The 22,164-nt window shown below is 42.1% G+C and carries 18 protein-coding genes, 1 other RNA gene and 2 pseudogenes; 14 read left to right on the top strand and 7 right to left on the bottom strand.

Features of this window, described 5'->3' with window-relative positions; translation table 11 throughout:
- Positions 1 to 113, top strand: a pseudogene (locus tag AM629_RS23545) (IS5/IS1182 family transposase); the annotation flags it as partial.
- Positions 114 to 125: 12 nt separating this feature from the next.
- On the opposite strand, the pseudogene AM629_RS15815 reads toward AM629_RS23545, so the two are convergent.
- Positions 126 to 845 (bottom strand): annotated as a pseudogene (locus tag AM629_RS15815) (TerC/Alx family metal homeostasis membrane protein); the annotation flags it as partial.
- A 693-nt stretch (positions 846 to 1,538) separates the two neighbouring features.
- On the opposite strand from AM629_RS15815, the gene AM629_RS15820 reads away from it, so the two are divergent.
- The 5 genes from AM629_RS15820 to AM629_RS15840 all read left to right on the top strand — a co-directional run bounded on the left by AM629_RS15820 (position 1,539) and on the right by AM629_RS15840 (position 3,981).
- Positions 1,539 to 2,210: a DedA family protein gene (locus tag AM629_RS15820; protein WP_054480229.1), complete on the top strand. Its 672-nt coding sequence runs from the start codon at positions 1,539 to 1,541 to the stop codon at positions 2,208 to 2,210.
- 194 nt (positions 2,211 to 2,404) lie between these two features.
- Entirely contained in the window at positions 2,405 to 2,710 is a 306-nt protein-coding gene (locus AM629_RS15825) for an ElaB/YgaM/YqjD family protein (protein WP_149617008.1), read from the top strand.
- A 1-nt stretch (position 2,711) separates the two neighbouring features.
- Positions 2,712 to 3,113, top strand: coding sequence for a phage holin family protein (locus AM629_RS15830; RefSeq protein WP_054480230.1), 402 nt, complete (start codon positions 2,712 to 2,714; stop codon positions 3,111 to 3,113).
- Positions 3,106 to 3,366 carry a YqjK-like family protein gene (locus AM629_RS15835; RefSeq protein WP_054480231.1) on the top strand — a complete coding sequence of 87 codons (261 nt, stop codon included), beginning with the start codon at positions 3,106 to 3,108 and terminating at the stop codon, positions 3,364 to 3,366. The genes AM629_RS15830 and AM629_RS15835 overlap by 8 nt, the downstream gene beginning before the upstream one ends.
- Positions 3,367 to 3,585: 219 nt before the next feature.
- Entirely contained in the window at positions 3,586 to 3,981 is a 396-nt protein-coding gene (locus AM629_RS15840) for a DoxX family protein (protein WP_054480232.1), read from the top strand.
- A gap of 130 nt (positions 3,982 to 4,111) precedes the next feature.
- On the opposite strand, the gene AM629_RS15845 is transcribed toward AM629_RS15840, so the two are convergent.
- Positions 4,112 to 5,008 (bottom strand): LysR family transcriptional regulator, encoded by an 897-nt coding sequence (locus AM629_RS15845; RefSeq protein WP_054480233.1) that lies wholly within the window; start codon positions 5,006 to 5,008, stop codon positions 4,112 to 4,114.
- A 108-nt stretch (positions 5,009 to 5,116) separates the two neighbouring features.
- Between AM629_RS15845 and AM629_RS15850 the strand changes: the two genes are divergently transcribed.
- Positions 5,117 to 5,818 (top strand): pirin family protein, encoded by a 702-nt coding sequence (locus AM629_RS15850; RefSeq protein WP_054480234.1) that lies wholly within the window; start codon positions 5,117 to 5,119, stop codon positions 5,816 to 5,818.
- 43 nt (positions 5,819 to 5,861) lie between these two features.
- On the opposite strand, the gene rnpB is transcribed toward AM629_RS15850, so the two are convergent.
- Positions 5,862 to 6,238: RNase P RNA component class A (gene rnpB / locus AM629_RS15950), an RNA gene on the bottom strand.
- A gap of 64 nt (positions 6,239 to 6,302) precedes the next feature.
- Positions 6,303 to 7,181, bottom strand: coding sequence for a 16S rRNA (cytidine(1402)-2'-O)-methyltransferase (rsmI, locus tag AM629_RS15855; protein WP_054480235.1), 879 nt, complete (start codon positions 7,179 to 7,181; stop codon positions 6,303 to 6,305).
- Between the two features lie 63 nt (positions 7,182 to 7,244).
- On the opposite strand from rsmI, the gene AM629_RS15860 reads away from it, so the two are divergent.
- The 4 genes from AM629_RS15860 to dolP are packed head-to-tail and all read left to right on the top strand — an operon-like array spanning position 7,245 to position 10,578.
- Positions 7,245 to 8,936 carry a penicillin-binding protein activator gene (locus AM629_RS15860; RefSeq protein ID WP_072161906.1) on the top strand — a complete coding sequence of 564 codons (1,692 nt, stop codon included), beginning with the start codon at positions 7,245 to 7,247 and terminating at the stop codon, positions 8,934 to 8,936.
- A 60-nt stretch (positions 8,937 to 8,996) separates the two neighbouring features.
- The gene (locus AM629_RS15865) at positions 8,997 to 9,377 is read left to right on the top strand and encodes a YraN family protein (RefSeq protein WP_054480237.1); all 381 of its coding nucleotides are present in this window, start codon (positions 8,997 to 8,999) and stop codon (positions 9,375 to 9,377) included.
- 24 nt (positions 9,378 to 9,401) lie between these two features.
- On the top strand, positions 9,402 to 9,992 hold the full coding sequence (diaA, locus tag AM629_RS15870; protein ID WP_036768385.1) for a DnaA initiator-associating protein DiaA: 591 nt from the start codon (positions 9,402 to 9,404) through the stop codon (positions 9,990 to 9,992).
- Between the two features lie 10 nt (positions 9,993 to 10,002).
- Positions 10,003 to 10,578: a division/outer membrane stress-associated lipid-binding lipoprotein gene (gene dolP, locus AM629_RS15875; RefSeq protein WP_054480238.1), complete on the top strand. Its 576-nt coding sequence runs from the start codon at positions 10,003 to 10,005 to the stop codon at positions 10,576 to 10,578.
- 126 nt (positions 10,579 to 10,704) lie between these two features.
- Here dolP and mtgA read toward each other — a convergent pair whose 3' ends face one another.
- The 3 genes from mtgA to arcB all read right to left on the bottom strand — a co-directional run bounded on the left by mtgA (position 10,705) and on the right by arcB (position 14,670).
- Complete coding sequence (mtgA, locus tag AM629_RS15880; protein ID WP_054480239.1) at positions 10,705 to 11,430, bottom strand: monofunctional biosynthetic peptidoglycan transglycosylase; 726 nt, start codon at positions 11,428 to 11,430, stop codon at positions 10,705 to 10,707.
- Between the two features lie 4 nt (positions 11,431 to 11,434).
- Positions 11,435 to 12,088, bottom strand: coding sequence for an isoprenoid biosynthesis glyoxalase ElbB (gene elbB, locus AM629_RS15885; RefSeq protein WP_054480240.1), 654 nt, complete (start codon positions 12,086 to 12,088; stop codon positions 11,435 to 11,437).
- A 236-nt stretch (positions 12,089 to 12,324) separates the two neighbouring features.
- Positions 12,325 to 14,670, bottom strand: coding sequence for an aerobic respiration two-component sensor histidine kinase ArcB (gene arcB, locus AM629_RS15890; protein WP_054480241.1), 2,346 nt, complete (start codon positions 14,668 to 14,670; stop codon positions 12,325 to 12,327).
- A gap of 732 nt (positions 14,671 to 15,402) precedes the next feature.
- Here arcB and gltB point away from each other — a divergent pair.
- From gltB to AM629_RS15905, 3 genes are all read left to right on the top strand, one after another.
- Complete coding sequence (gene gltB, locus AM629_RS15895; protein ID WP_054480242.1) at positions 15,403 to 19,860, top strand: glutamate synthase large subunit; 4,458 nt, start codon at positions 15,403 to 15,405, stop codon at positions 19,858 to 19,860.
- A gap of 9 nt (positions 19,861 to 19,869) precedes the next feature.
- The gene (locus AM629_RS15900; protein ID WP_054480243.1) at positions 19,870 to 21,288 is read left to right on the top strand and encodes a glutamate synthase small subunit; all 1,419 of its coding nucleotides are present in this window, start codon (positions 19,870 to 19,872) and stop codon (positions 21,286 to 21,288) included.
- A 235-nt stretch (positions 21,289 to 21,523) separates the two neighbouring features.
- A complete protein-coding gene (locus AM629_RS15905; protein WP_054480244.1) occupies positions 21,524 to 22,030 on the top strand; it encodes a hypothetical protein in 507 nt (168 codons plus the stop codon).
- Positions 22,031 to 22,164: the final 134 nt, after the last annotated feature.

A 22,164-nucleotide genomic window follows, 5' to 3' on the forward strand; every position in this document is an offset into this window, starting at 1 on the left:
TTTTGAAAGGTAATCGACGTATTGCAACACGCTATGAAAAAACAGCACGAAACTATCTGTCGATGGTGAAATTAGGCTGTATTCGACTCTTTTGCCGGAGATTATATAATTAAGGGACACTACCTAGAAGTTAAAACAATAAACGGATCTGTGGTGACGGCAAAAATAGCAGGAATACTGTCTACGGCAAAAATAACGTCACTAATTTCAACCAGAATCAAGACCAAGATCAATGGAGTCGCATATAACAAACCGTTTTCTTTAACAAAAAAACGTTCACCATGGAGACTATCAGTCATACGAATATGCAATCTTAACCAACGGACAAAAGGCTTATCTCCTACCGAAGAATCCCCCTCCTTTGCCAACGCCATCTTAACACCTGTTACCAGCAGAAAGATGCCAAACAAATAGAGTATCCAACTGAATTGAGAAACCAACCAACTCCCCGCAAAGATCATCACAGTACGCAATACAATTGCGCCTAAAACACCATAAATAAGGACTCGGCGTTGCAAATTTGCCGGAATGGCAAAATAACTGAACAACATCAGCCAAACGAATACGTTATCAATAGCAAGTGCCTTTTCTAGCAAATAACCGGTAAGAAAAGCCATTACCTGGCTATTAGCGACGGCCCCCCCTAAAGTTTCTCTGAAATACCACCACAACCCTAATGCAAATAAGAGTGATAAACTTATCCAAATTACACTCCAGACAGCAGCCTGACGAAATGACATTACCTGCTCTTTCTTACGTCCCTGTAAGAATAGATCCAACAACAACATAACTGTAATTAAAACAGCGAAACTTCCCCATAAAACGGAACTACCCACTGAGTTCATTTTCTTCCTCTCACAAACAAAAACGGCCGAAGTCACAGAAGACGCCAGCCGTTGCTATATTTCTTTCCCACGTTATGGAGATGGATGTATTGCAAGCAACCTCGCCTTCTGGCAAGGTCTCACTTACAACATAGAAAATGTACCACTAGGTATAAATTCAAGGTTGCCCGGCTACCGGATGCTATTGCATCGTAATGACGATAAACCGGCTAAGGAAGTTACTCCCCTTTGCTATGGTGAAAAATAAATCAAATTCACACAAGAATCAATCTGCCATAAAAAATATTAACGCACAACCGAAAATATTAGAAAAATTAAACAAATAAAAAAGTTCCGTACTTCATATCTGTAAGCAGAAATCAACCATCATTAGATATATATAAACGACAACAAACTACGAAGAAAACAGGTTAAAACAGTAGAAAAAATAGCAATTAGTTTAAATAAGAAATCTAACAAGCCAATCTCAATAGACCCGTTTATTATTCGATGACAGTGAATGTTCAATTGATCACCAAAATTTTCTGTTTAGTCATCCTTGATTTTGTTACAGTGTATCAGGCGCGTCATTTTCCTCTTTCAAGGGATTGGAAAGGCATCACAACCGGCCAAATAATTAAAACAGGATATAATTTAATCAGCTTAGCCTCATGCTTTCAGGATGAACGAATAAAGGCATTTTAGGAACACCTGATGGAAATAGTAAAAGAACTTATATATGCACTTTGGCACCAAGATTATGAAACTTTGGCCAACCCATCCCTATTATGGGCCATTTATATCATGTTATTCTTGATTCTATTCCTTGAAAGTGGCCTGCTTCCCGCTGCATTTTTACCTGGAGACAGCCTGCTTATACTGGTTGGAGTGCTAATCGCTAAAGGTACAATGAGTTTCCCTGTAACGATTGCAATCTTGACTGCTGGAGCAAGCTTAGGCTGCTGGATAGGTTACCTTCAAGGAAAATGGTTAGGAAATACCAAAATAGTACAAAGCTGGCTTTCTCACCTTCCAGCCCATTATCACCAAAGAGCTTACAGCCTTTTTCACCGCCATGGCCTATCTGCTTTGCTTATCGGCCGTTTCCTCGCATTTGTAAGAACCTTATTACCAACACTTGCTGGTTTGACGGGTTTGCAAAATAGTCGTTTCCAGTTTTTTAACTGGCTCAGTGGCCTCCTGTGGGTCGTTATCCTTACCTCTCTGGGCTATGCACTCGGCAAAACCCCTATCTTCCGTCAGTATGAAGATCTGGTAATGAATTTCTTGATATTACTACCACTTGCTTTGCTAATTATTGGTTTTAGCGGTAGTTTGTTAGTTGTATGGCGTAAAAAAGTTTGCCATTCCCCACAAAAAAAGTAGTTGATTCTTAAAAAACACAATACTCCTCTCTGTTGCAGATGATTGTATCGTTTGCAACAGAATAGTGAAATAACGCTAATGTTTTTCATTCATCTTCTAAAATATAAGCTATATTTAATGATAGCCTTTTCCACCACCAGGAAAAGCAACTAACGTAAGTTAAATATCCATATCTTATACGAGGAGTAGTCTATATGATGCAGAACAAAACTACTGAAGATTTACATGTTGAACTAAAATCACTTGCGGATACACTGGAAGAAGTGATCAAACATTCCGGTGATAAATCCAAAGTCGAACTGGAAGAACTTCGCGGCAAAGTAGAGGACGTAATCAAAGATACTCGCTCTAAGCTCGGTAATGCCAGTGATATTATCGTTAAGCAAACAAAAGATATGGCAGTCCGTGCTGATGACTACGTTCACGATAAGCCATGGACAAGCATCGGTATTGGTACAGCCGTCGGCGCCATATTAGGTGTATTGTTAGCTAAACGCTAATATGAGTAATTCATCCAAATCTCAAGGCCCCGGTAAAGGGGTCCTTGATATTCTTCAGCGCATTGCCACTATCGTTATCGAGATAGTGGAAACTCGCTTACAACTGATCGTTGTAGAGTTGGAAAAAGAGAAAGCAACTCTGATACAACTGATAGTCATAGCCAGCCTGACACTGTTATTTACCGCTTTCGGCCTGATGTGTCTGCTTGTAATAATTTTTTGGGCTATCGATCCCGCCTGGCGTTTTACTGTGTTGGTTAGTACCACTGGAACTTTATTTCTTCTGGCGCTTATTGGACTCATATGGACTATCAGAAAAGCGCGAAATTCAACATTACTTAGCGCAACGCGAAAGCAATTAAAGATTGATAGAGAAATGCTGGAGGATAACAACAATGAGTAAACAGCGTCGGAAAAGAAAGCTGAAAAAACAGCAACTACTCAGAGATATCCAACAGCAACGGCTTGAACTCTCTAACAATACACAACTCTGGAAAAGTATCACCGAACCTTATGACAAAGGCTGGCAAAAGCTTTTGTCATTAAAACCTTATCTGCAACTTGGAGTCAGTGCTATTTCTTTATATGGGCTTCGCCATCCAGTGAAATTTTATCGTTGGTCGCGCTACATCATTCGAGTATTGAAATGGAAATAGCAATAATTTTTCATAATATACCTTATTAATGATCACTTTGGTTGCTTACATTCAAAAACTTTGTATAAAATTGTTAATAATCCTTGCTTACAACTAACCTCATCTCCCTCTAGTATACATTCTAATCCGTTAATGATTAGCAAATTGTACTATTTCAAGTTGGTACAAGTTAATTATCAAATAAACCATCGTGATTTACCTGTACATCTGGAGTTGTTAATGAAAAAGTTTGAAGACATCGCCCTGTTAGTGGCCCGTATTTTAATGCCAATCCTGTTTATCGTTGCAGGCTATGGGAAATTAGGTGATTCTTACGCAGGTACTCAACAATATATGAGTGCTATGGGCGTTCCTGGTTTTCTATTACCACTAACTATCTTACTTGAACTGGGTGGCGGCTTGGCAGTTCTGTTTGGTTTCTTAACTCGTACCACCGCGTTATTTACCTTTGGTTTTTGTATCTTGACTGCCGTTCTCTTCCACAGCAATTTTACTGAAGGCATGAACCAGACTATGTTTCTGAAAAATCTGACTGTTGGCGGCGGCTATCTGTTACTCGCTATCACAGGCCCCGGTAAATTTAGTATCGACCGACTGATGAATAGAAACTGGTAATATCCTGCCGAGAGATATAGAAAATCTTTCGGTTTACTTTAAATCCATAGACTCAACTTTTATTGAATTATACCCGTTATCTTTTTGAAAGATAACGGGTATATTATTTTATCGCTTACATAACTTCCATTTACCGGCTAGCAAATAATTTAGGGATTTCCCGCAAACACCAAGACTTAGCTTCCCCCATACTGTCTCGTCGCCATGCCATAATAATATTTGCGTCCTGACTGTATTCAGAACTAATCACCCGCAAACGACCCGCTGTAATATCTTGTTCCACCATAGGATAAGGCATGGTTGCAACCCCCAATCCAGCTAAGAGAGCACGACGTTTATCTTCCAGAGAACTGACCGTCAAACGCTGTTGTTTATCTAATAACTGAACCGTCAATACCGGGCGCTCCCTTGCTGTATCTGCCACAGCAATACCACGGTATTTCACTCGCGTCACATCAGACAAAGGTTCCGGTTCTTGGTGAATAGGATGCTCAGGGCTAGCTACATATACATTGGTAATGCTGTAAAGATGGCGCGAGTTAATTTCTGCCGATGCGCGGAAATGCATATCTGGCGCAATAACAATATCCGCCCGGCCAGTTTCCAGTCGCTCCCATGAGCCAGCCAAAACCTCAGTCAACAAAGAGAGCTGGGTGTTCGATTTCTGAGCAAGCTTGCCCACTAGTGGAAATAATAAAGATGCTGGAACCAGTGCCTCACAAACGATTGTCAGATGAGTTTCCCAACCCCGCGCTAATGCCTCAGCATCAGCAGTTAATTTATCCGCAGCCTCAAGTAATTGACGCCCACGCTCAAGTAACATACGTCCAACATTGGTAAATTTGGTTCTATGACCCGAACGGTCAAATAGCACCACATCCAACTCATCTTCCAGCTTTTGCATCGTATAGCTAAGTGCAGAAGGAACACGACCAAGTTCATCAGCTGCCGCAGCAAAACTTCCCCGCCGGTCAATCGCATCCATGACCCGTAGAGATTCCAGTGTAAGCGCTCGTTCTTTGCTCATATTTTTCTCAATCAGGAAATTTGAATATGGTGACCAGATTAACTGGCTAACATTTCGCCGTCCAGATAATTACTATTTTAGTGTGTGTTTTTTAAGGTAATCGCTATCATGATTGTAAATAGAGAAGCAAAGCAATGTGGAAAAGCTGACTATGGTTGGCTACAAGCTCGTTATACATTTTCATTTGGTCACTATTTTGATCCAAAATTTTTAGGGTATGGCGCTCTGCGCGTACTTAATCAGGAAACTATCGCACCAAAAGCCGCTTTCCAGCCTAAATCTTATCCACATGTAGATATACTGAATATTATTCTACAAGGAGGAGCAGAATATCGTGACAGCGAAGGCAATCATGTCCGAGCTTACAAGGGAGAATGCTTACTATTCTCTACTCGTCAGGGTATCAGCTACAGTGAACATAATATCAGTGCCAATAAGCCACTAACTCGCTTACAGCTTTGGCTGAATGCCTTCCCTCAGCAGGAGAGTTTACCGTTGCAGCGGATGGAATTATCAGAACAACCATTAACTATGCTGGCCTCTCCAACTGCCGAAGATGGGAGTATGCAATTACGTCAGCAAGTGTGGGTCAACCATATTTCTCTTAATAAAAATCAATCTCATTGTCTGCAATTAAAAGGAAAAAATGCCTATCTGCAATCCCTAAACGGGAACATAAAAATAAAAGGTGATTCGAAGGATAACGCCTTGATTAAATGTGGAGATGGCGCTTTTATTCATGAAGAAAATCATCTGGCTTTAAAAGCAGATACTGAATTTCAAGGTTTATTAATTGATCTGTCAGCCTGAAAAAGTGCAAGCCCCATCAGGTAACAACCTAATGGGGCTAAATTTGTGAAGTTGACCGATAAGCCGGGTTCTGTCGTGGACAATCATTCATCTAGGCCAGCACTTGCGCACTGGCTCAAGCAACCTACCCGGGTTCGATACGGGCCGTACCTAGTGAACCCCTATTTGGCCTTGCTCCGGGTGGAGTTTACCGTGCCACGAACTGTTACCAGTCGCGCGGTGCGCTCTTACCGCACCCTTTCACCCTTACCTGATCCTGCATAAGTAGGCCATCGGCGGTTTGCTCTCTGTTGCACTAGTCGTAGGCTTTCACCTCCCAGACGTTATCTGGCACCCTGCCCTATGGAGCCCGGACTTTCCTCCCCTCTATCTATCATCCACAAGGGATAATGATAAAGCAGCGATTGTCTAGTCAACTCCGCGGCGGATTATAAGGGGTTTGCCTGACGATGTATAGGCGTTTACTGATTATCTGTCTTGTTTATCAGCAACTGTCATTATCTTCATTTTGTCCCAGAGCATGACGATAAAGTGCATTTTTCTTCACACCATGAATCTCTGCTGCCAATGCAGCAGCTTTCTTCAGCGGCAATTCTTGCTGAAGAAGTTCCAGCGTTCTTAATGCCTCTGGAGATAAAGCATCATCAGCGGTTTTTTTATAACCTTCAACAATCAATACCATTTCACCACGGCGGCGGGTTTCATCTTCTTTAATCCATACCAGAAGTTCACCTACCGACATTCCCTGAATTGATTCCCAGGTTTTTGTCAGTTCCCGCGCCAAAACGACATAGCGTTCAGCCCCCCACACTTCAACCATATCTTCTAAACTATCGATCAAACGATGAGTAGATTCATAAAAAATTAAAGTACGTGGCTCCTGTTCCAAAGCCCGTAAAGTATCTTTCCGACTTTTACTCTTAGCAGGCAAAAATCCTTCATAACAGAAACGATCAGATGGCAAACCAGCAGCAGACAATGCAGTTATAGCTGCACAAGGCCCTGGAAGAGGGACAACGTGAATACCTGCTTCACGGCAACGACGAACGACATGATAACCAGGGTCGTTAATCAATGGGGTTCCCGCGTCAGAGACTAATGCAATGCTCTTCCCCTGCTGAAGTGTTGTAATTAATTGATCTGCTTTCTGCTGTTCATTATGATCATGAAGTGCGAACATACGCGCATTAATGGCAAAATGTTGAAGCAACAAGCCCGTATGTCGCGTATCTTCGGCCGCAATCAAATCGACATGCTTAAGAACTTCAAGCGCACGCTGAGTAATATCGCCCAAGTTTCCAATGGGGGTTGGCACAACATATAGCGTGGATGTCGTAACCACTGCTCGATTGGGTTGATTCATTGTTTCATCCGAATGACCGATTTAAAATTGAGCATCTTTGAAAAAAACATCGCTGGATACAGTATGCTTTCCTCAATTTTTGTGCGTATCAAAACTGGTTTAGTCTGTTCAGCTATGCTGGCAGTTATAATCATCGCAGGGTGTACCATGCCTGACCAACAAGGGCAACAACCTTCGCAAACTCTGGACAAAGTCAGTACAGAAATCGCCCATTATCAATCCATCATTGATGCTGCCAATGGCGAACCTTCTCTTGATGTCATCCGTGCTTATATCGCTCAGGAACCTCTTCTGAAAGATGATACGATTCATCAAAAAAACATTGATGATACCTGGCAGATACTAACCCGCTTTTCTCCGCAAGATAGCCGTGGGTTAGTCATCAACGCTGATGAAAATGTTCTGCAAGGCTGGCTAGACTTACTCAGTACCTATCAGGATAACAAACAGGACTCCGACAAACTACAGGCAGCTATTCGTGACTGGAAAATTCGTTATCCGCAAAACCCGGCAGCACAATCACTTCCAACCCAGTTACAACCTGAAGCCACCCAACCACAAGGTACTAACGCCCGTATTGCACTGTTCCTACCATTAAGTGGTCAAGCAAAAGTATTCGGTGAAGCAATCCGTCAGGGTTTTCTTGACGCTCAATCGGGTTTACCAAGCCTACCAATGCCTACAGAGAATCCGGCAAGCTTACCTATCAATGAAGCTACACCGGCTGAATCAGCAATACCAACCGTTCAGTCAACGCTTGCCATAGCAAATACACCAATTAACACGCAACCAGTCAAAATCTATGACACTGCAAGTCAGCCATTAGAAAATTTATTCATGCAGGCTGAACAGGACGGGATGAATTTAGTTGTCGGACCGCTACTTAAACCTGACGTGGTTAAACTGGTTCAGATTAATACTCCACTAAACATGCTGGTGCTGAACGAATTAGATAATGCACAACCCCAACCCAATATTTGTTATTTTTCTTTGTCACCAGAAGATGAAGCAAAAAATGCCGCAGAGCATATTTGGCAGCAACAGAAACAGAATCCTCTGATACTGGTTCCTCGTGGTAGCTTCGGTGACAGAATTGCTAAAGCATTCGCGGAAGAATGGCAAAAACAAGGTGGTCATGCCGTTTTGCAACAAACCTTCGGCTCTTCTGCCGAACTGAAACAATCAATTAACAGAGGTATTGGTATTCGTCTAACTGGGACTGCCGTTGTTGTTCATGTAGCAAATCAGCCCATACCAACCACTATAGGTAATCAGGAAATCCCTCAGATAAATACAGATGTGGTTTCCACCTCTGATGGTGCAGTAGATGCAGTTTATATTGTTTCCACCTTGGATGAACTGACTCTGATTAAGCCAATGATTGATATGGCAATCAGTTCCCGCAATAAACCTGCTCTATATGCAAGTTCCCGTAGTAATCAGGCCGGTGCTGGTCCTGATTTCCGTCTGGAAATGGAGGGAGTACAATTTAGCGACATTCCATTAATAGCAGGTGCTAACCTGCCACTGATGCAGCAAGCAGCCGGTAAGTTTGCGAACGATTACTCTCTGATGCGCCTTTACGCTATGGGTATTGATGCCTGGTCATTGGCAAATCAATTCAGTCAGATTCAACTTCAAAGTGGTTTCCATCTCAATGGTGCTTCCGGTATGCTATCTGCTCAAGAAAATTGCACGATTTTTCGACAGCTCCCATGGATGCAGTATCATCATGGTCAAATCATTACCATTTAATTTAACCGTTGATTGCCGCTTGTTATCAGGCGGCATTTAATTTAAGCAATCCATTTCAAAATGAAAATAAAAAAGCCGACAAGTTATTTGCTGGGACGCAGCTATGAAACGCAGGCAAAGTTATTTTTACAAAAACAGGGACTATCTTTTATCGCTGCGAATGCGAAAGTACATGGTGGTGAAATTGACCTGATTATGAAAGACAAGCAGACTTGGGTCTTTATTGAAGTCCGCTTTCGTAAACTAGAGCAGCATGGCGATGCGCTCTCGACAGTCACCCGTAGCAAGCGTAAAAAACTATTACACGCTGCCGCAGTGTGGTTATATCAACGAGGCGAATGTTTTGAAACTACTTCTTGTCGCTTTGATATTTGTGCTATTACTGGTCAAAGATTTGAATGGTTACCAAATGCCTTCAATCAAAATGAGTTCACTCGTTAAAATGATACTGAGTAGGTTATAAACGTGCTGGATAGAATTAAAGTCTGTTTTACGGAAAGTATTCAAACTCAGATTGCCGCTGCAGAAGCATTACCTGATGCTATCTCTCGTGCTGCAATGACGATGGTTGAGTCATTACTAAATGGTAATAAAATCCTTTGCTGTGGCAACGGTGGTTCAGCCGCAACTGCACAGCGGTTTGCTGCCAATATGATCAACCGGTTTGAAACTGAGCGTCCAAGTCTTCCTGCATTATCACTTAACGCAGATAATGTGGTAATAACTGCGATTTTAAGCAGTAAACAGCATGATGAAATTTATGCTAAACAGGTTCGAGCATTAGGTCAGCAAGGTGATGTGTTATTAGCTATCTCCACTCATGGTAATAGCCGTGACGTTGTTAAAGCTGTTGAAGCTGCTGTAAACCGCGATATGACGATTGTCGCCCTTACTGGCTATGATGGTGGTGAACTTGCTGGTTTATTAGGGCCGCAGGACGTGGAAATTCGTATTCCATCTCATCGCAGTACCAGAATTCAGGAAGTTCATATGCTAACAGTTAACTGCCTATGTGACTTAATCGACAATACACTCTTTCCCCATCAGGATGACTAAGGAACCAATAATGCGATTTCTCTCCCTATTAACTACGGTTTGTGCCGCGGTAATGTTACAAGGATGTATTGGTGCTGCGGTAATAGGTTCTGCCGCCGTAGCGACTAAAACAGCCACTGATCCCCGTACTATCGGCCAACAGGTCGATGATGGCACACTGGAAGCACGTGTGAGTAATGCGCTTAACAAAGATAAACAACTCAAGGAACAAACCCGAATTATTACTACTGCCTATCAAGGGAAAGTTTTGCTGACAGGTCAAAGCTCAGATTCAAGCCTTTCAGACCGTGCTAAACAAATAGCATCACGTGTTAACGGAACGCAGGTTATTTACAATGAAATTCGTCAGGGTAAACCTGTTGAATTGGGTACTGCGTCTAAAGATACTTGGATCACCACCAAGATACGTTCAAAAATCCTGGCGAGTGACTCAGTTAAGTCTTCCAACATAAAAGTTGTTACGGAAAACGGTGAAGTCTTTTTGCTGGGAATTCTGACTAAGCAAGAAGGCAATGCCGCAGCAAAAATTGCTAGCGAAACTGACGGTGTAAAACGGGTAACAACTGCATTTACTTATTTAAATTAAGTATGTTACAGGGGTGATATATAATAAAACTTTCCCCAGATATATTGAGCCGCGCCCACTCTTTGGCGCGCGCGCTTTACTCTTTTATCGCCCAACGTCAAACCTAGTGACTTTGCTACCCTTCCCTTAATTATTTTTCATTAACTCATTTTTCTTAAGATAACTCACTTCTCCCAACAGCCTCATTTGCCGCAAAATCCATTGTTGACGCTGTAAAACATAAGCTGAAGGTGCATTAACTTTATAACGGTGTGGATTAGGCAATACTGCTGCGAGTAAGGCTGCTTCTGACATTGTCAATTTACTAGCCGATTTATGGAAATAGTGTCTGGATGCCTCTTCAACACCAAAAATACCCTCCCCAAATTCTGCAATATTAAGATAAACAGTTAGAATTCTGCTTTTTGTCCATCCCAACTCAATGGCAAAAGTCATCCCTGCTTCCAACCCTTTCCTCAACCAGCTACGCCCATTCCACAAAAATAAATTTTTAACTGTTTGCTGAGAAATTGTTGAAGCCCCTCGGAGTCTTCCCAGGTCATTCTTATTATGCTCAAATGCCTTTCCGATAGCATCCAAGTCAAATCCCCAATGCTGCGGAAATTTTTGATCTTCCGCAGCAATAACAGCTAATGCGATATTTGGCGATATTTGCTCTTGCTCTATCCAGATAGAACGAGAAACATAAGAAAAATTAAATGATAACCAAGCATTAATCTGACGCTCAACCATAACCATAGATAATGGCGCTGGCAAAAATGAAAATGCAACAACAGAAACTATCCATAAGATAATGACTGAAATCACGATTTTTTTAAGCCAGAGCCATAAAAATTGCAAAGAATTTCGCACTTAGTTACTCAGTCATTTCCAATACTTTTCTGACAAGTTTATCAATTCCTTCCTCTGCCTGAGAGATAGATTCAGCAAGCATATAGGCTGGAGTTGTAACAATTTTATTTTCTAAATCAACAACAATATCATTTACCTTACAAACTATATGTATTCCCCCCATTTTCTCTATTTGGGCAACTGTGTCGGGATCATCACCAATAGTTAATTTCACCGGTTTATTAAGTAGTTTCGGCAACATAACGGGAGCAATGCACATAAATCCCATTGGTTTATGTTGTTGGTGCATAGCTCTCACTAAACTTAATAAATCTTTATTGATTTCGCAGTCAACTTCTTTAATCGCAAAGTCACATAAATTCTTTGCAACACCAAATCCCCCAGGAATGATCAGGGCATCAAACTCATTTGCATTTGCATGTGACAAAGGCTTGATTTTTCCTCTTGAAATACGCGCAGATTCCTGTAAGACATTACGTTTTTCACCGGTTTCTTCACCATTAATATGATTAATAACATGAAGTTGTGGATCATCAGGAGCCAAAAAGCATGTCTTAACACCTGAACGATCTAAAGAAAGCATTGTTAATACTGATTCATGAATTTCACTACCATCAAATACACCACATCCACTTAAGACAACCGCAACTGATTTCATACCTCACTCCATTTGTAGTAGATTATTGCTTAACCCTTTAGGGGGTCAAACACCAATCTTCATCACAGATTTTAATGAATCTTGTAACAAAAAATCTTATCTTTGCTATGTTGGTACTTGTATGATGTACGGAGAATTCCCCATTTACTCGCCCCAACAAAGATGTATTAGATAGGCGTGTAAAAAGTTTTCCCTGGTGTTGGCGCAGTATTCGCGCACCCCAACCTCGGTTGGGGTTATTTTTTTTCTGCATCTGCCAACCATTCCCCTAAAATTTCTGTATCGTTTCTCCATTCTTGTTTTAACTCATCAACCCATTCCTGAACATTATCCCACCATGCGGGTAAATCCGGTGATTGGATCTGCTGAGCCAGTTGCTGTAAATGACGTAATCCGACCGAACCTGCGGCACCTTTTATCTTATGGGCTTCCTCCGTAATGCCTTTCTGGTCTTTAGCTGTCATATTCGAATCCAAAACAGATAGGTACCCCGGCATCATCTTTTCAAATACACTTAAACTATTGCGAATCAATTGAGGGCCAACGAGTTCTATGTATTGATTAAGCATTTCTGTATCAAGTAAATCTTCATCTTTTTTCATCAATCCCAACTCATCTTCCTTTGGCTTCATACAATATACAGACTGCTCTCCCCAGAATTGTTCAATAATGGCAGTTAACGCATTGACAGAAAGTGGTTTACTCAGTACTCCATCCATACCCGCATCTAAATATTCTTTTCTATCTTTTAAAACATTAGCAGTCAGCGCAATAAGTGGGGGCAGCCCCTGTTTGGTATAACGCTTACATAATTCACGAGCGATATCTAATCCGCTCATATCAGGCAGTTGAATATCAAGTAATACCAGATCAAACTCTCCCGGCTGGAACACGGCAAGAGCATCTTTACCATTCATTACTACCTCTACGCTGTTACCCAACTTTTCCAGTACTGAGCGAGCAACTATGACATTCAGCTCAATATCTTCTACCAACAGGATATGCAAAGCCGGAAGGGGATAATCTTCTGTATCTTCTTCACATGGAAGGTGCTCCTCCATAGCAGGCGCAATGATAGACAATGTGAATCGAGAGCCTTTTCCCGGCTCACTTTCCACCACAATATCTCCTCCCATACTTTGGGATAAGCGTTTGGATACAGCCAATCCAATACCCGTTCCTGTTGCTGGACAACCACCACTACTGCCTTTCACCTGATAATACATCGCAAAGATCTTCTCCTGCTCATCAAGAGGAATACCAATCCCCGTGTCAGTGACTTCAAAAAGCAGACGATCTCCTTCTTCATACCAGATTCGAACATTAATCTCGCCTTCTTGGGTGAACTTCACCGCATTACCAATCAGGTTCCATAAAATTTGGCGTAAGCGAGTACCATCTGTGAGAATTTTAGCGGGTAATGGCAATGCGGGTTCCATGACAAATCTAATACCTTTTGGCTGCACAAGAAGCCCAGAGAGGTTTTCGAGATCGGACATAAAACCGGTAAAATCAATTGGCTGATTATCAATCTGCACTTTGCGCCGCTCAATTTTATCCATTTCTATAATGTCATTAAAAATATTACCCAGCGTGATAGCACTGACATGAATCGTTTTCAGATAATTATTTTGCTCAGGAGTCAACTCAGTATCGAGCAAGATGCGGCTCAAACCAACAATGCCATTTAAAGGCGTACGAAGCTCATGGCTAATCGTAGAGATAAAAGTCGTCTTATCCCTGCTGGCATTCTCCAAAGCGTCCTGATAGCGCTTACGTTCCGTTATATCGCGCCCAAACCCCATAAGCCCATGTCTCTTTCCTACCCGATCATAAAAAGGGACTTTCCGCAGTTCAAAACAGGCTTTTCGGCCATCGTGATAAACCAGCCATTGCTCATAAGTCAGCGCAACGTTATGACGGAATACTTTTTCATCAGTTTCCATCACCTTACGAGCAACCTCTTTGTCATAAACATCATGGGGTGTCAGACCAATAAGCTGTTTCTGACTTTTGCCCGTCAGCAATTCCATGGCCCGGTTACAACCAGAGAACTCATTATTTTCATTACGGTAATAGACCAAGTCAGGAGAAGCATCGAGAAAAGATTTCAGTAATACCGATTGCTGTTCCAGTTCAACCTGGGTCTGCTCACGGTGTTTCACCTCTTCTTGTAATTTATCCAACAACATCAGATGCGCCTGCTCTGCTTTTTCTCTTTCTGAGATCTCCTGATTAAGCTTAATAATGTTATCTTTTAATTGCTGATTAAGTTCTCTATCGCGCTGACGCATAACTTCCAATTTTTCAACTAATCTGGATAATCGTTGTCGGGATTCTTCAAGCTGCTCAACAACAACCGAAAGGAAATAGACAGCCCAGGGAGTAATCAATAGACCAAAGAAGATTGAACGGACTAAATCAATACTTTGTACTCCTCCCTGAAGCAGGAAAGTCACTACCATCTGTACACCCATGGCAAGAACCACCAATGCAGATGCAAGCAGTAATGAGAAGCGAACTAACCCCAATTTCATCATTAAATCAACATAATATTGGGCCAGGCCCCTGAGCAACTTCATAAAGACTCCTGTTCATATGACCAATCCAAATCATACCGTAAAAAACCGACTACTTCGTTGAAGGAATACAGAAATTGTTGACCCGATAAAACAATAGTATTACGTAATAGTTTAGGTTATAACTTCCCAAATATTATTCTGGCTTTTCATCTTTGCCGGCCTTTTTTCACAATCCAAATATGAATATATAATCATATTGACCGCTAAAATAAGCATAAAATTCTTTTTTACCATGTTGATAACCACAATGAGGATAAAACTTTATTCTTATAAAGAAATAAAAATATATATTAATACTATATAGTTTTAGTTTGTCAGACTTTAAATCTGAAAAATAAACATTTAACAGTATATATAAAACAGATATCACACTAATATTAGTGAGATAGCTCACATTAAAATTCCAACATGATCTATATCACACAACACCAACATTACATTTTTTACTTAAAAATCATAAAATTAAATCAACATTTTACCGATTTCAGCCTTATCCCGGCAATATTTGACCTGATTTACATTTCTCGTTAATTTGGAAAGCCACTGGAAATCATCAGTCAGATCCTCATCTGAACCATAATTATGCAGTGACACAATATTGTTTGTATCACCTATTTCTAACAAACAAGTGATAGTTGATTAAGGACGCAATTCAGACACCCGTAAAAACATTAATCTCACAAATTTTTGTGAGTTTCTGTGAGAGTCGGACAGAACCTGGGGAGGTTCACTATGCTATATAACAAATCTCAAGAAAAGGATAACTGTGGTTTTGGACTGATAGCCCATATCGAAGGGGAGCCAAGCCACAAAGTCGTTCGTACCGCTATCCATGCACTGGCGCGCATGCAACATCGTGGTGCTATCCTGGCAGATGGTAAAACAGGTGATGGTTGTGGTTTATTACTGCAAAAACCCGACCGTTTTTTTCGTATGGTCGCGCAGGAGCAAGAGTGGCGTTTAGCTCGTAATTACGCAGTCGGTATGTTATTTCTCAGCCAGAACTCTCAGATTGCACAAGCCTGCCGGGAAATAGTCGAACAGGAGTTACAAAATGAAACTCTGTCAGTCGTTGGCTGGCGTGAGGTACCGACCAACATTGATATTTTGGGTGAAATAGCCCTTTCAAGCCTCCCCCGTATCGAACAGGTTTTTGTTAATGCTCCTGCTGGCTGGCGCGCACGAGATCTAGAACGCCGTCTCTTCATTGCCCGCCGCCGAATAGAAAAACGCATCAGCGACAGTGACTTTTATGTTTGCAGTTTGTCCAATCTGGTCACTATCTATAAAGGATTATGCATGGCGGCAGATTTGCCCCGCTTCTATCCTGATCTAGCTGATTTACGTCTAGAATCAGCTATTTGCTTGTTTCATCAACGTTTCTCAACCAATACAGTCCCACGCTGGCCACTAGCACAACCTTTCCGCTATCTCGCTCATAATGGTGAAATAAATACGATAAATGGTAACCGCGAGTGGGCACGGGCAAGAGCCTATAAATTCAAAACTCCGCTTATTCCTGATTTACAAACTGCCGCCCCTTTCGTAAACGAAACAGGATCAGACTCCAGCTCACTCGATAATATGCTAGAACTGTTTCTCAATGGTGGAATGGATCTCATCCGTGCTATGCGGCTACTGGTTCCTCCTGCATGGCAAAACAACCCTGATATGGATGAGGATCTGCGAGCTTTCTTTGACTTCAACTCCATGCACATGGAGCCATGGGATGGTCCTGCCGGTATCGTCATGTCAGATGGCCGCTATGCTGCTTGTAACCTAGATCGTAATGGCCTGCGCCCGGCACGTTATGTCATCACAAAAGATAAACTGATCACCTGTGCTTCCGAAATCGGTATCTGGGATTATCAGCCAGATGAAGTAATAGAAAAAGGACGAGTCGGTCCCGGTGAACTCATGGTGATTGATACCCGCCAAGGCCGCATTCTTCATGCAGAAGAAACCGATAACGACCTGAAAAGCCGCCATCCATATAAAGAATGGATGGATAAAAACGTTAAACGCCTTACCCCATTCGAAGAATTACGACAAGATCAATCGGGTCACCGGGATCTGGACGATCAATCCCTGGCGGTTTATCACAAGCAATTTGCCTACAGCAATGAAGAATTGGATCAAATTATCCGTGTTCTGGGAGAAAACGGCCAAGAAGCAACAGGTTCAATGGGTGATGATACTCCGTTTGCTGTATTCTCCAGCCGCCCACGAATTATTTATGACTATTTCCGTCAACAATTCGCTCAAGTCACTAATCCACCCATCGATCCACTGCGCGAAGCACATGTTATGTCTCTCACAACCTGCATAGGACGTGAGATGAATGTATTTTGTGAAGCGGAGGGACAGGCACATCGGCTAAGTTTTAAATCCCCGATTCTGCTCTACTCTGATTTTCATCAATTAACCACTCAGCAGAGTCCACATTACCGCACAGAACGCTTAGACTTAACGTTCAATCCACAGGAAACCCATCTGCACAATGCCCTGCTTGTACTGTGTGACCAGGCTGAACAACTCGCCAGAGATGGTGCGGTACTACTGATATTATCTGACCGCAATATTACACCAGAAAAATTACCAATACCCGCCCCCATGGCTGTTGGTGCTATTCAACATCGTCTGGTAGAAAAAAGTTTGCGCTGTGATACCAATCTGATAGTAGAAACAGCCAGTGCCCGTGATCCGCATCATTTCACTGTACTACTGGGATTTGGTGCAACAGCTATCTACCCCTATCTGGCTTACGAATCACTGGCAAAAATGGTCGATAATGGCACGATTAACAAACCTTATGCTGATGTCATGCTCAACTACCGCAATGGCATCAATAAAGGGCTATATAAAATCATGTCGAAAATGGGTATCTCGACGATTGCTTCCTATCGTTGTTCTAAATTGTTTGAATCCGTTGGCTTACATTCTGAACTCACTGAGTTTTGCTTCAACGGCGTCATCAGCCGGATTGGAGGGGCTAACTTCAGTGATTTTGAGCAAGATCTGAGAAATTTATCCAAACGGGCATGGCTTGCCCGCCAGCCGGTTGATCAGGGAGGATTGCTAAAATATGTTCATAATGGCGAATATCATGCTTATAACCCAGATGTCGTAAGTGCTCTACAATCTGCAGTTCATAGCGGTGAATACAGCGACTACTTGAAATATGCTCGTCTGGTTAATCAGCGACCCATTACGACAATCCGTGATTTGCTGACGATAAAAACAAAAGATGAATCTATATCCATAGATGAAGTGGAATCAGCCGAAGAGCTGTTTAAACGCTTTGATACTGCCGCAATGTCGATTGGTGCATTAAGCCCTGAAGCACACGAAGCTCTGGCTGAAGCAATGAATACACTAGGTGGCTTTTCCAACTCTGGTGAAGGTGGAGAAGATCCCGCGCGTTACGGTACAAAAAAGGTTTCCCGTATCAAACAAGTTGCTTCCGGTCGATTTGGCGTGACACCCGCCTATCTGGTCAACGCTGATGTGATTCAAATTAAAGTAGCACAAGGCGCTAAACCTGGGGAAGGAGGGCAGTTACCAGGTGATAAAGTGACACCTTATATTGCAAAATTACGTTATTCCGTACCAGGTATCACACTCATTTCTCCACCACCACATCACGACATTTACTCGATTGAAGATCTCGCTCAGTTGATTTTCGATCTAAAACAGATCAACCCCAAGGCATTGATCTCAGTAAAACTGGTTTCAGAACCGGGAGTTGGCACAATTGCAACCGGTGTTGCTAAAGCTTATGCCGATTTAATTACTATCGCAGGTTATGATGGCGGTACTGGTGCTAGCCCATTGTCATCTGTGAAATATGCCGGATGCCCGTGGGAATTAGGATTAGTGGAAACCCAACAAGCTCTGGTTGCCAACGGATTACGCCATAAGATCCGCTTACAGGTAGATGGCGGACTGAAAACAGGCGTAGACATCATCAAAGCAGCCATTCTTGGCGCTGAAAGTTTCGGTTTCGGCACTGGGCCAATGGTTGCCCTTGGATGCAAATATCTGCGTATCTGCCATCTAAATAACTGCGCAACGGGTGTCGCAACTCAGGATGAAAAATTACGCCGTGACCACTACCACGGATTACCTGAACGGGTCATGAATTATTTCCGTTTTATTGCCCGTGAAACCAGAGAGATCATGGCTGAATTAGGTATCAGAAATCTGACTGATCTGATAGGCAGAACTGATCTACTTGAAGTATTGGAAGGCATCTCAGCAAAACAAAGCAAATTAAATCTTGAACCTCTATTGGCAACAGCGGAACCACATCAGGGCAAGACATTATATTGCACTGAAAACAACCCACCATTTGATGATGGAGTCCTGAATAAAAACTTACTGTCTCAAGCCGTCAGTTATATTGAAAATCAAAAAAGTAAAACTTTCTATTTTGATATCCGTAATACCGATCGCTCAGTCGGAGCTTCTCTTTCTGGCTTTATTGCTGAGCGATATGGTAATCAAGGGATCGCAGCGGCTCCAATAAAAATTCATTTTAATGGCACTGCGGGTCAAAGTTTTGGTGTTTGGAATGCTGGCGGCCTGGAACTCACACTTATCGGTGATGCCAATGATTATGTCGGTAAAGGCATGGCGGGTGGCTGTATTGTAATACACCCACCCGTGGGATCTGCCTTCAAAAGCCATCAAGCAACCATTATTGGTAACACATGTCTCTACGGTGCAACCGCAGGCAAGCTGTTTGCTGCCGGGCGTGCCGGAGAACGCTTTGCCGTTCGCAATTCAGGTGCGATTACCGTTGTAGAAGGTATTGGAGATAATGGCTGCGAATACATGACAGGCGGTATAGTCTGTATTCTCGGACGTACTGGAATAAACTTTGGTGCAGGAATGACCGGCGGCTTTGCTTATGTTCTGGATGAAAATGCTGATTTTCGCAAACGAGTTAATCCAGAATTAGTTGAAGTACTGGCAGTAGATACCTTGGCTATCCACGAAGAACATTTGAGAGGGCTTATCACTGAACACGTTCTTTTGACCGGTTCCCAACGTGGTGAAGATATTCTTGCTAACTGGCAACAGTGGCTGAGTAAATTTGCACTTGTGAAACCCAAATCCAGTGATGTAAAAGCCCTTCTGGGACATCGCAGTCGTTCTTCCGCAGAATTGCGAATTCAGGCGCAGTAAGGAGTCAAGATGAGTCAGAATGTATATCAATTTATCGACTTACAGCGCGTCGATCCGCCTAAAAAACCGCTGAAGATCCGCAAAATAGAATTTGTAGAAATCTATGAGTCATTTTCAGAAGTCCAGGCACAAACACAGGCAGATCGCTGCCTTTCATGCGGTAACCCTTATTGCGAATGGAAATGCCCTGTTCATAACTATATTCCGAATTGGCTCAAACTTGCCAATGAAGGGCGTATCATGGAAGCGGCTGATTTGTCCCATCAGACAAACAGCCTGCCGGAAGTCTGTGGCCGCGTTTGTCCACAGGATCGCCTTTGTGAAGGCGCCTGTACTTTGAATGACGAGTTTGGTGCCGTGACTATCGGTAATATTGAACGCTATATCAATGATAAAGCGATTGCTATGGGCTGGAAGCCGGATATGTCACAAGTTCAACCAACGGGCAAACAAGTCGCTATTATTGGCGCAGGCCCTGCCGGACTGGCTTGTGCTGATGTATTGACCCGTAATGGTGTACAAACTGTCGTTTTTGATCGTCACCCAGAAATAGGCGGGTTACTCACTTTTGGCATACCTGCATTTAAACTAGAAAAAGAGGTGATGCTACGACGCCGTAAAATTTTTTCTGAGATGGGAATTGAGTTCCGGCTCAATACCGAAATAGGTAAAGATCTTGCCCTGTCTGAACTGACTGAACAGTTTGATGCTGTATTTCTTGGTGTAGGAACTTATCAGTCGGTGCGTGGGGAACTGGCAAACGAAGATGCTAATGGCGTTTATGATGCACTGCCATTCCTAATTGCTAATACCCGGCATCTAATGGGCTATCCCGCTCTACAATCACAACCTTTGATAGATATGCGTGGTAAACGGGTTGTGGTCCTCGGTGGTGGCGATACTGCAATGGATTGCGTCAGAACTTCTATTCGCCAAAAAGCGGCTTCTGTTACCTGCGCTTATCGCCGTGACGAAATAAACATGCCGGGTTCCCGCCGCGAAGTGAAAAATGCCAAAGAAGAAGGCGTGGAATTTTTGTTTAACCTGCAACCTATCAGCATTGAAATCAACAGTTCAGGTCAAGTTTGTGGAATAAAAATGGTACAGACTCAATTAGGTAAACCTGATGAGAATGGACGCCGCCAAGCTGAAATTATCACTGGTTCAGAACATCTACTCGAAGCTGATGCGGTGATTATGGCATTTGGTTTTAGAGCACATACAATGAATTGGCTAAATGACCATCAAGTTACACTAGATAAACAAGGACGTATCGTCGCACCAGAATTTTCTGATATTCCTTTCCAGACCAGTAATCCTCAGATATTTGCTGGCGGAGATGCCGTCCGTGGCTCTGATCTGGTTGTAACAGCGATTGCCGAAGGGCGTAAAGCAGCACAAAGTATTCTCGACTACCTCGATATTTAATCAACACAGGGAGCGTTTCGGCTCCCATATTTCCATTATCATTTCAATAAATTATATTAATCAAATTACCCTTCATATATAGTAAGTATCTTAATGAACATTATGCATTTACTGCTGTGATACTAAATTATCTGGATAATATTCATTCTGATTACACTGAATTTTAAATAAAATATTTCAAATACTTGATTCATATATCACTATACTTACTCAACTATAAATACTGGAAATATTAATGCCCCTACTAAAAGCTCTACTCTTATTGTATTCAACTTTGTTTACCAGTCTTCCAACACTTGCTTTATCACCAACCTTTACAGCCAATGATATTGCCAGAGAGATTACAAACAGAGGTGTCAACTCTGTTGTTGCAGAATTAGGAGAGACAGGTGTCAGACAAGAAATAACTCACAAAATTACTACTGGTGATAGCAACTGGGTAAAGTTAGCCTTCAAATTAACTCAAAGTATGCATCTTGATTTTTCCAAAGAGATACTCTACGCACTCTCCATTGCATTAATCAATAATCCTGTTGATGTCCTTGCTGCCGCAGATAAAGAAAAAAATATATCATTAGCTGATATCTGTACAATCCCACCAGAACTTGAAACCAGAGAAAATAAAATAAAGTTTGTCGATAAAGTCAGAAAAAGCCTGGAATCCATCACAGACTATGAAATTAAAGGAAGAGTTGAAGAGTGTTTCTGGGAGCTAAATAAAGCCTACAATGTGGAATTTTAAATAAGTGCGCCCAGTATCGATCCACGTTGATCCATCTCCATTTATTTCCTGGAAATTGAGAATACAGTTCCCATCGATCTTCCAACGGTTCTCAATCATTGCCACATATGCAGCATGAATGAATTGTCACTGTT

Origin of the sequence: Photorhabdus heterorhabditis, assembly GCF_001280945.1 — a bacterium.
Taxonomy (GTDB): Bacteria; Pseudomonadota; Gammaproteobacteria; order Enterobacterales; family Enterobacteriaceae; genus Photorhabdus; species Photorhabdus heterorhabditis.

What these genes read in the sequence shown, in the direction of transcription:
- AM629_RS15825 (WP_149617008.1), top strand. Translation starts at nt 2,405, where the DNA reads ATGATGCAGAACAAAACTACTGAAGATTTACATGTTGAACTAAAATCA.
- gltB (WP_054480242.1), top strand. Translation starts at nt 15,403, where the DNA reads ATGCTATATAACAAATCTCAAGAAAAGGATAACTGTGGTTTTGGACTG.
- arcB (WP_054480241.1), bottom strand. Translation starts at nt 14,670, where the DNA reads ATGAAGTTGCTCAGGGGCCTGGCCCAATATTATGTTGATTTAATGATG.
- AM629_RS15865 (WP_054480237.1), top strand. Translation starts at nt 8,997, where the DNA reads ATGAAAATAAAAAAGCCGACAAGTTATTTGCTGGGACGCAGCTATGAA.
- AM629_RS15845 (WP_054480233.1), bottom strand. Translation starts at nt 5,008, where the DNA reads ATGAGCAAAGAACGAGCGCTTACACTGGAATCTCTACGGGTCATGGAT.
- AM629_RS15900 (WP_054480243.1), top strand. Translation starts at nt 19,870, where the DNA reads ATGAGTCAGAATGTATATCAATTTATCGACTTACAGCGCGTCGATCCG.
- elbB (WP_054480240.1), bottom strand. Translation starts at nt 12,088, where the DNA reads ATGAAATCAGTTGCGGTTGTCTTAAGTGGATGTGGTGTATTTGATGGT.
- AM629_RS15820 (WP_054480229.1), top strand. Translation starts at nt 1,539, where the DNA reads ATGGAAATAGTAAAAGAACTTATATATGCACTTTGGCACCAAGATTAT.
- dolP (WP_054480238.1), top strand. Translation starts at nt 10,003, where the DNA reads ATGCGATTTCTCTCCCTATTAACTACGGTTTGTGCCGCGGTAATGTTA.
- AM629_RS15850 (WP_054480234.1), top strand. Translation starts at nt 5,117, where the DNA reads ATGATTGTAAATAGAGAAGCAAAGCAATGTGGAAAAGCTGACTATGGT.
- AM629_RS15905 (WP_054480244.1), top strand. Translation starts at nt 21,524, where the DNA reads ATGCCCCTACTAAAAGCTCTACTCTTATTGTATTCAACTTTGTTTACC.
- AM629_RS15860 (WP_072161906.1), top strand. Translation starts at nt 7,245, where the DNA reads ATGCTTTCCTCAATTTTTGTGCGTATCAAAACTGGTTTAGTCTGTTCA.
- AM629_RS15840 (WP_054480232.1), top strand. Translation starts at nt 3,586, where the DNA reads ATGAAAAAGTTTGAAGACATCGCCCTGTTAGTGGCCCGTATTTTAATG.
- rsmI (WP_054480235.1), bottom strand. Translation starts at nt 7,181, where the DNA reads ATGAATCAACCCAATCGAGCAGTGGTTACGACATCCACGCTATATGTT.
- AM629_RS15830 (WP_054480230.1), top strand. Translation starts at nt 2,712, where the DNA reads ATGAGTAATTCATCCAAATCTCAAGGCCCCGGTAAAGGGGTCCTTGAT.
- AM629_RS15835 (WP_054480231.1), top strand. Translation starts at nt 3,106, where the DNA reads ATGAGTAAACAGCGTCGGAAAAGAAAGCTGAAAAAACAGCAACTACTC.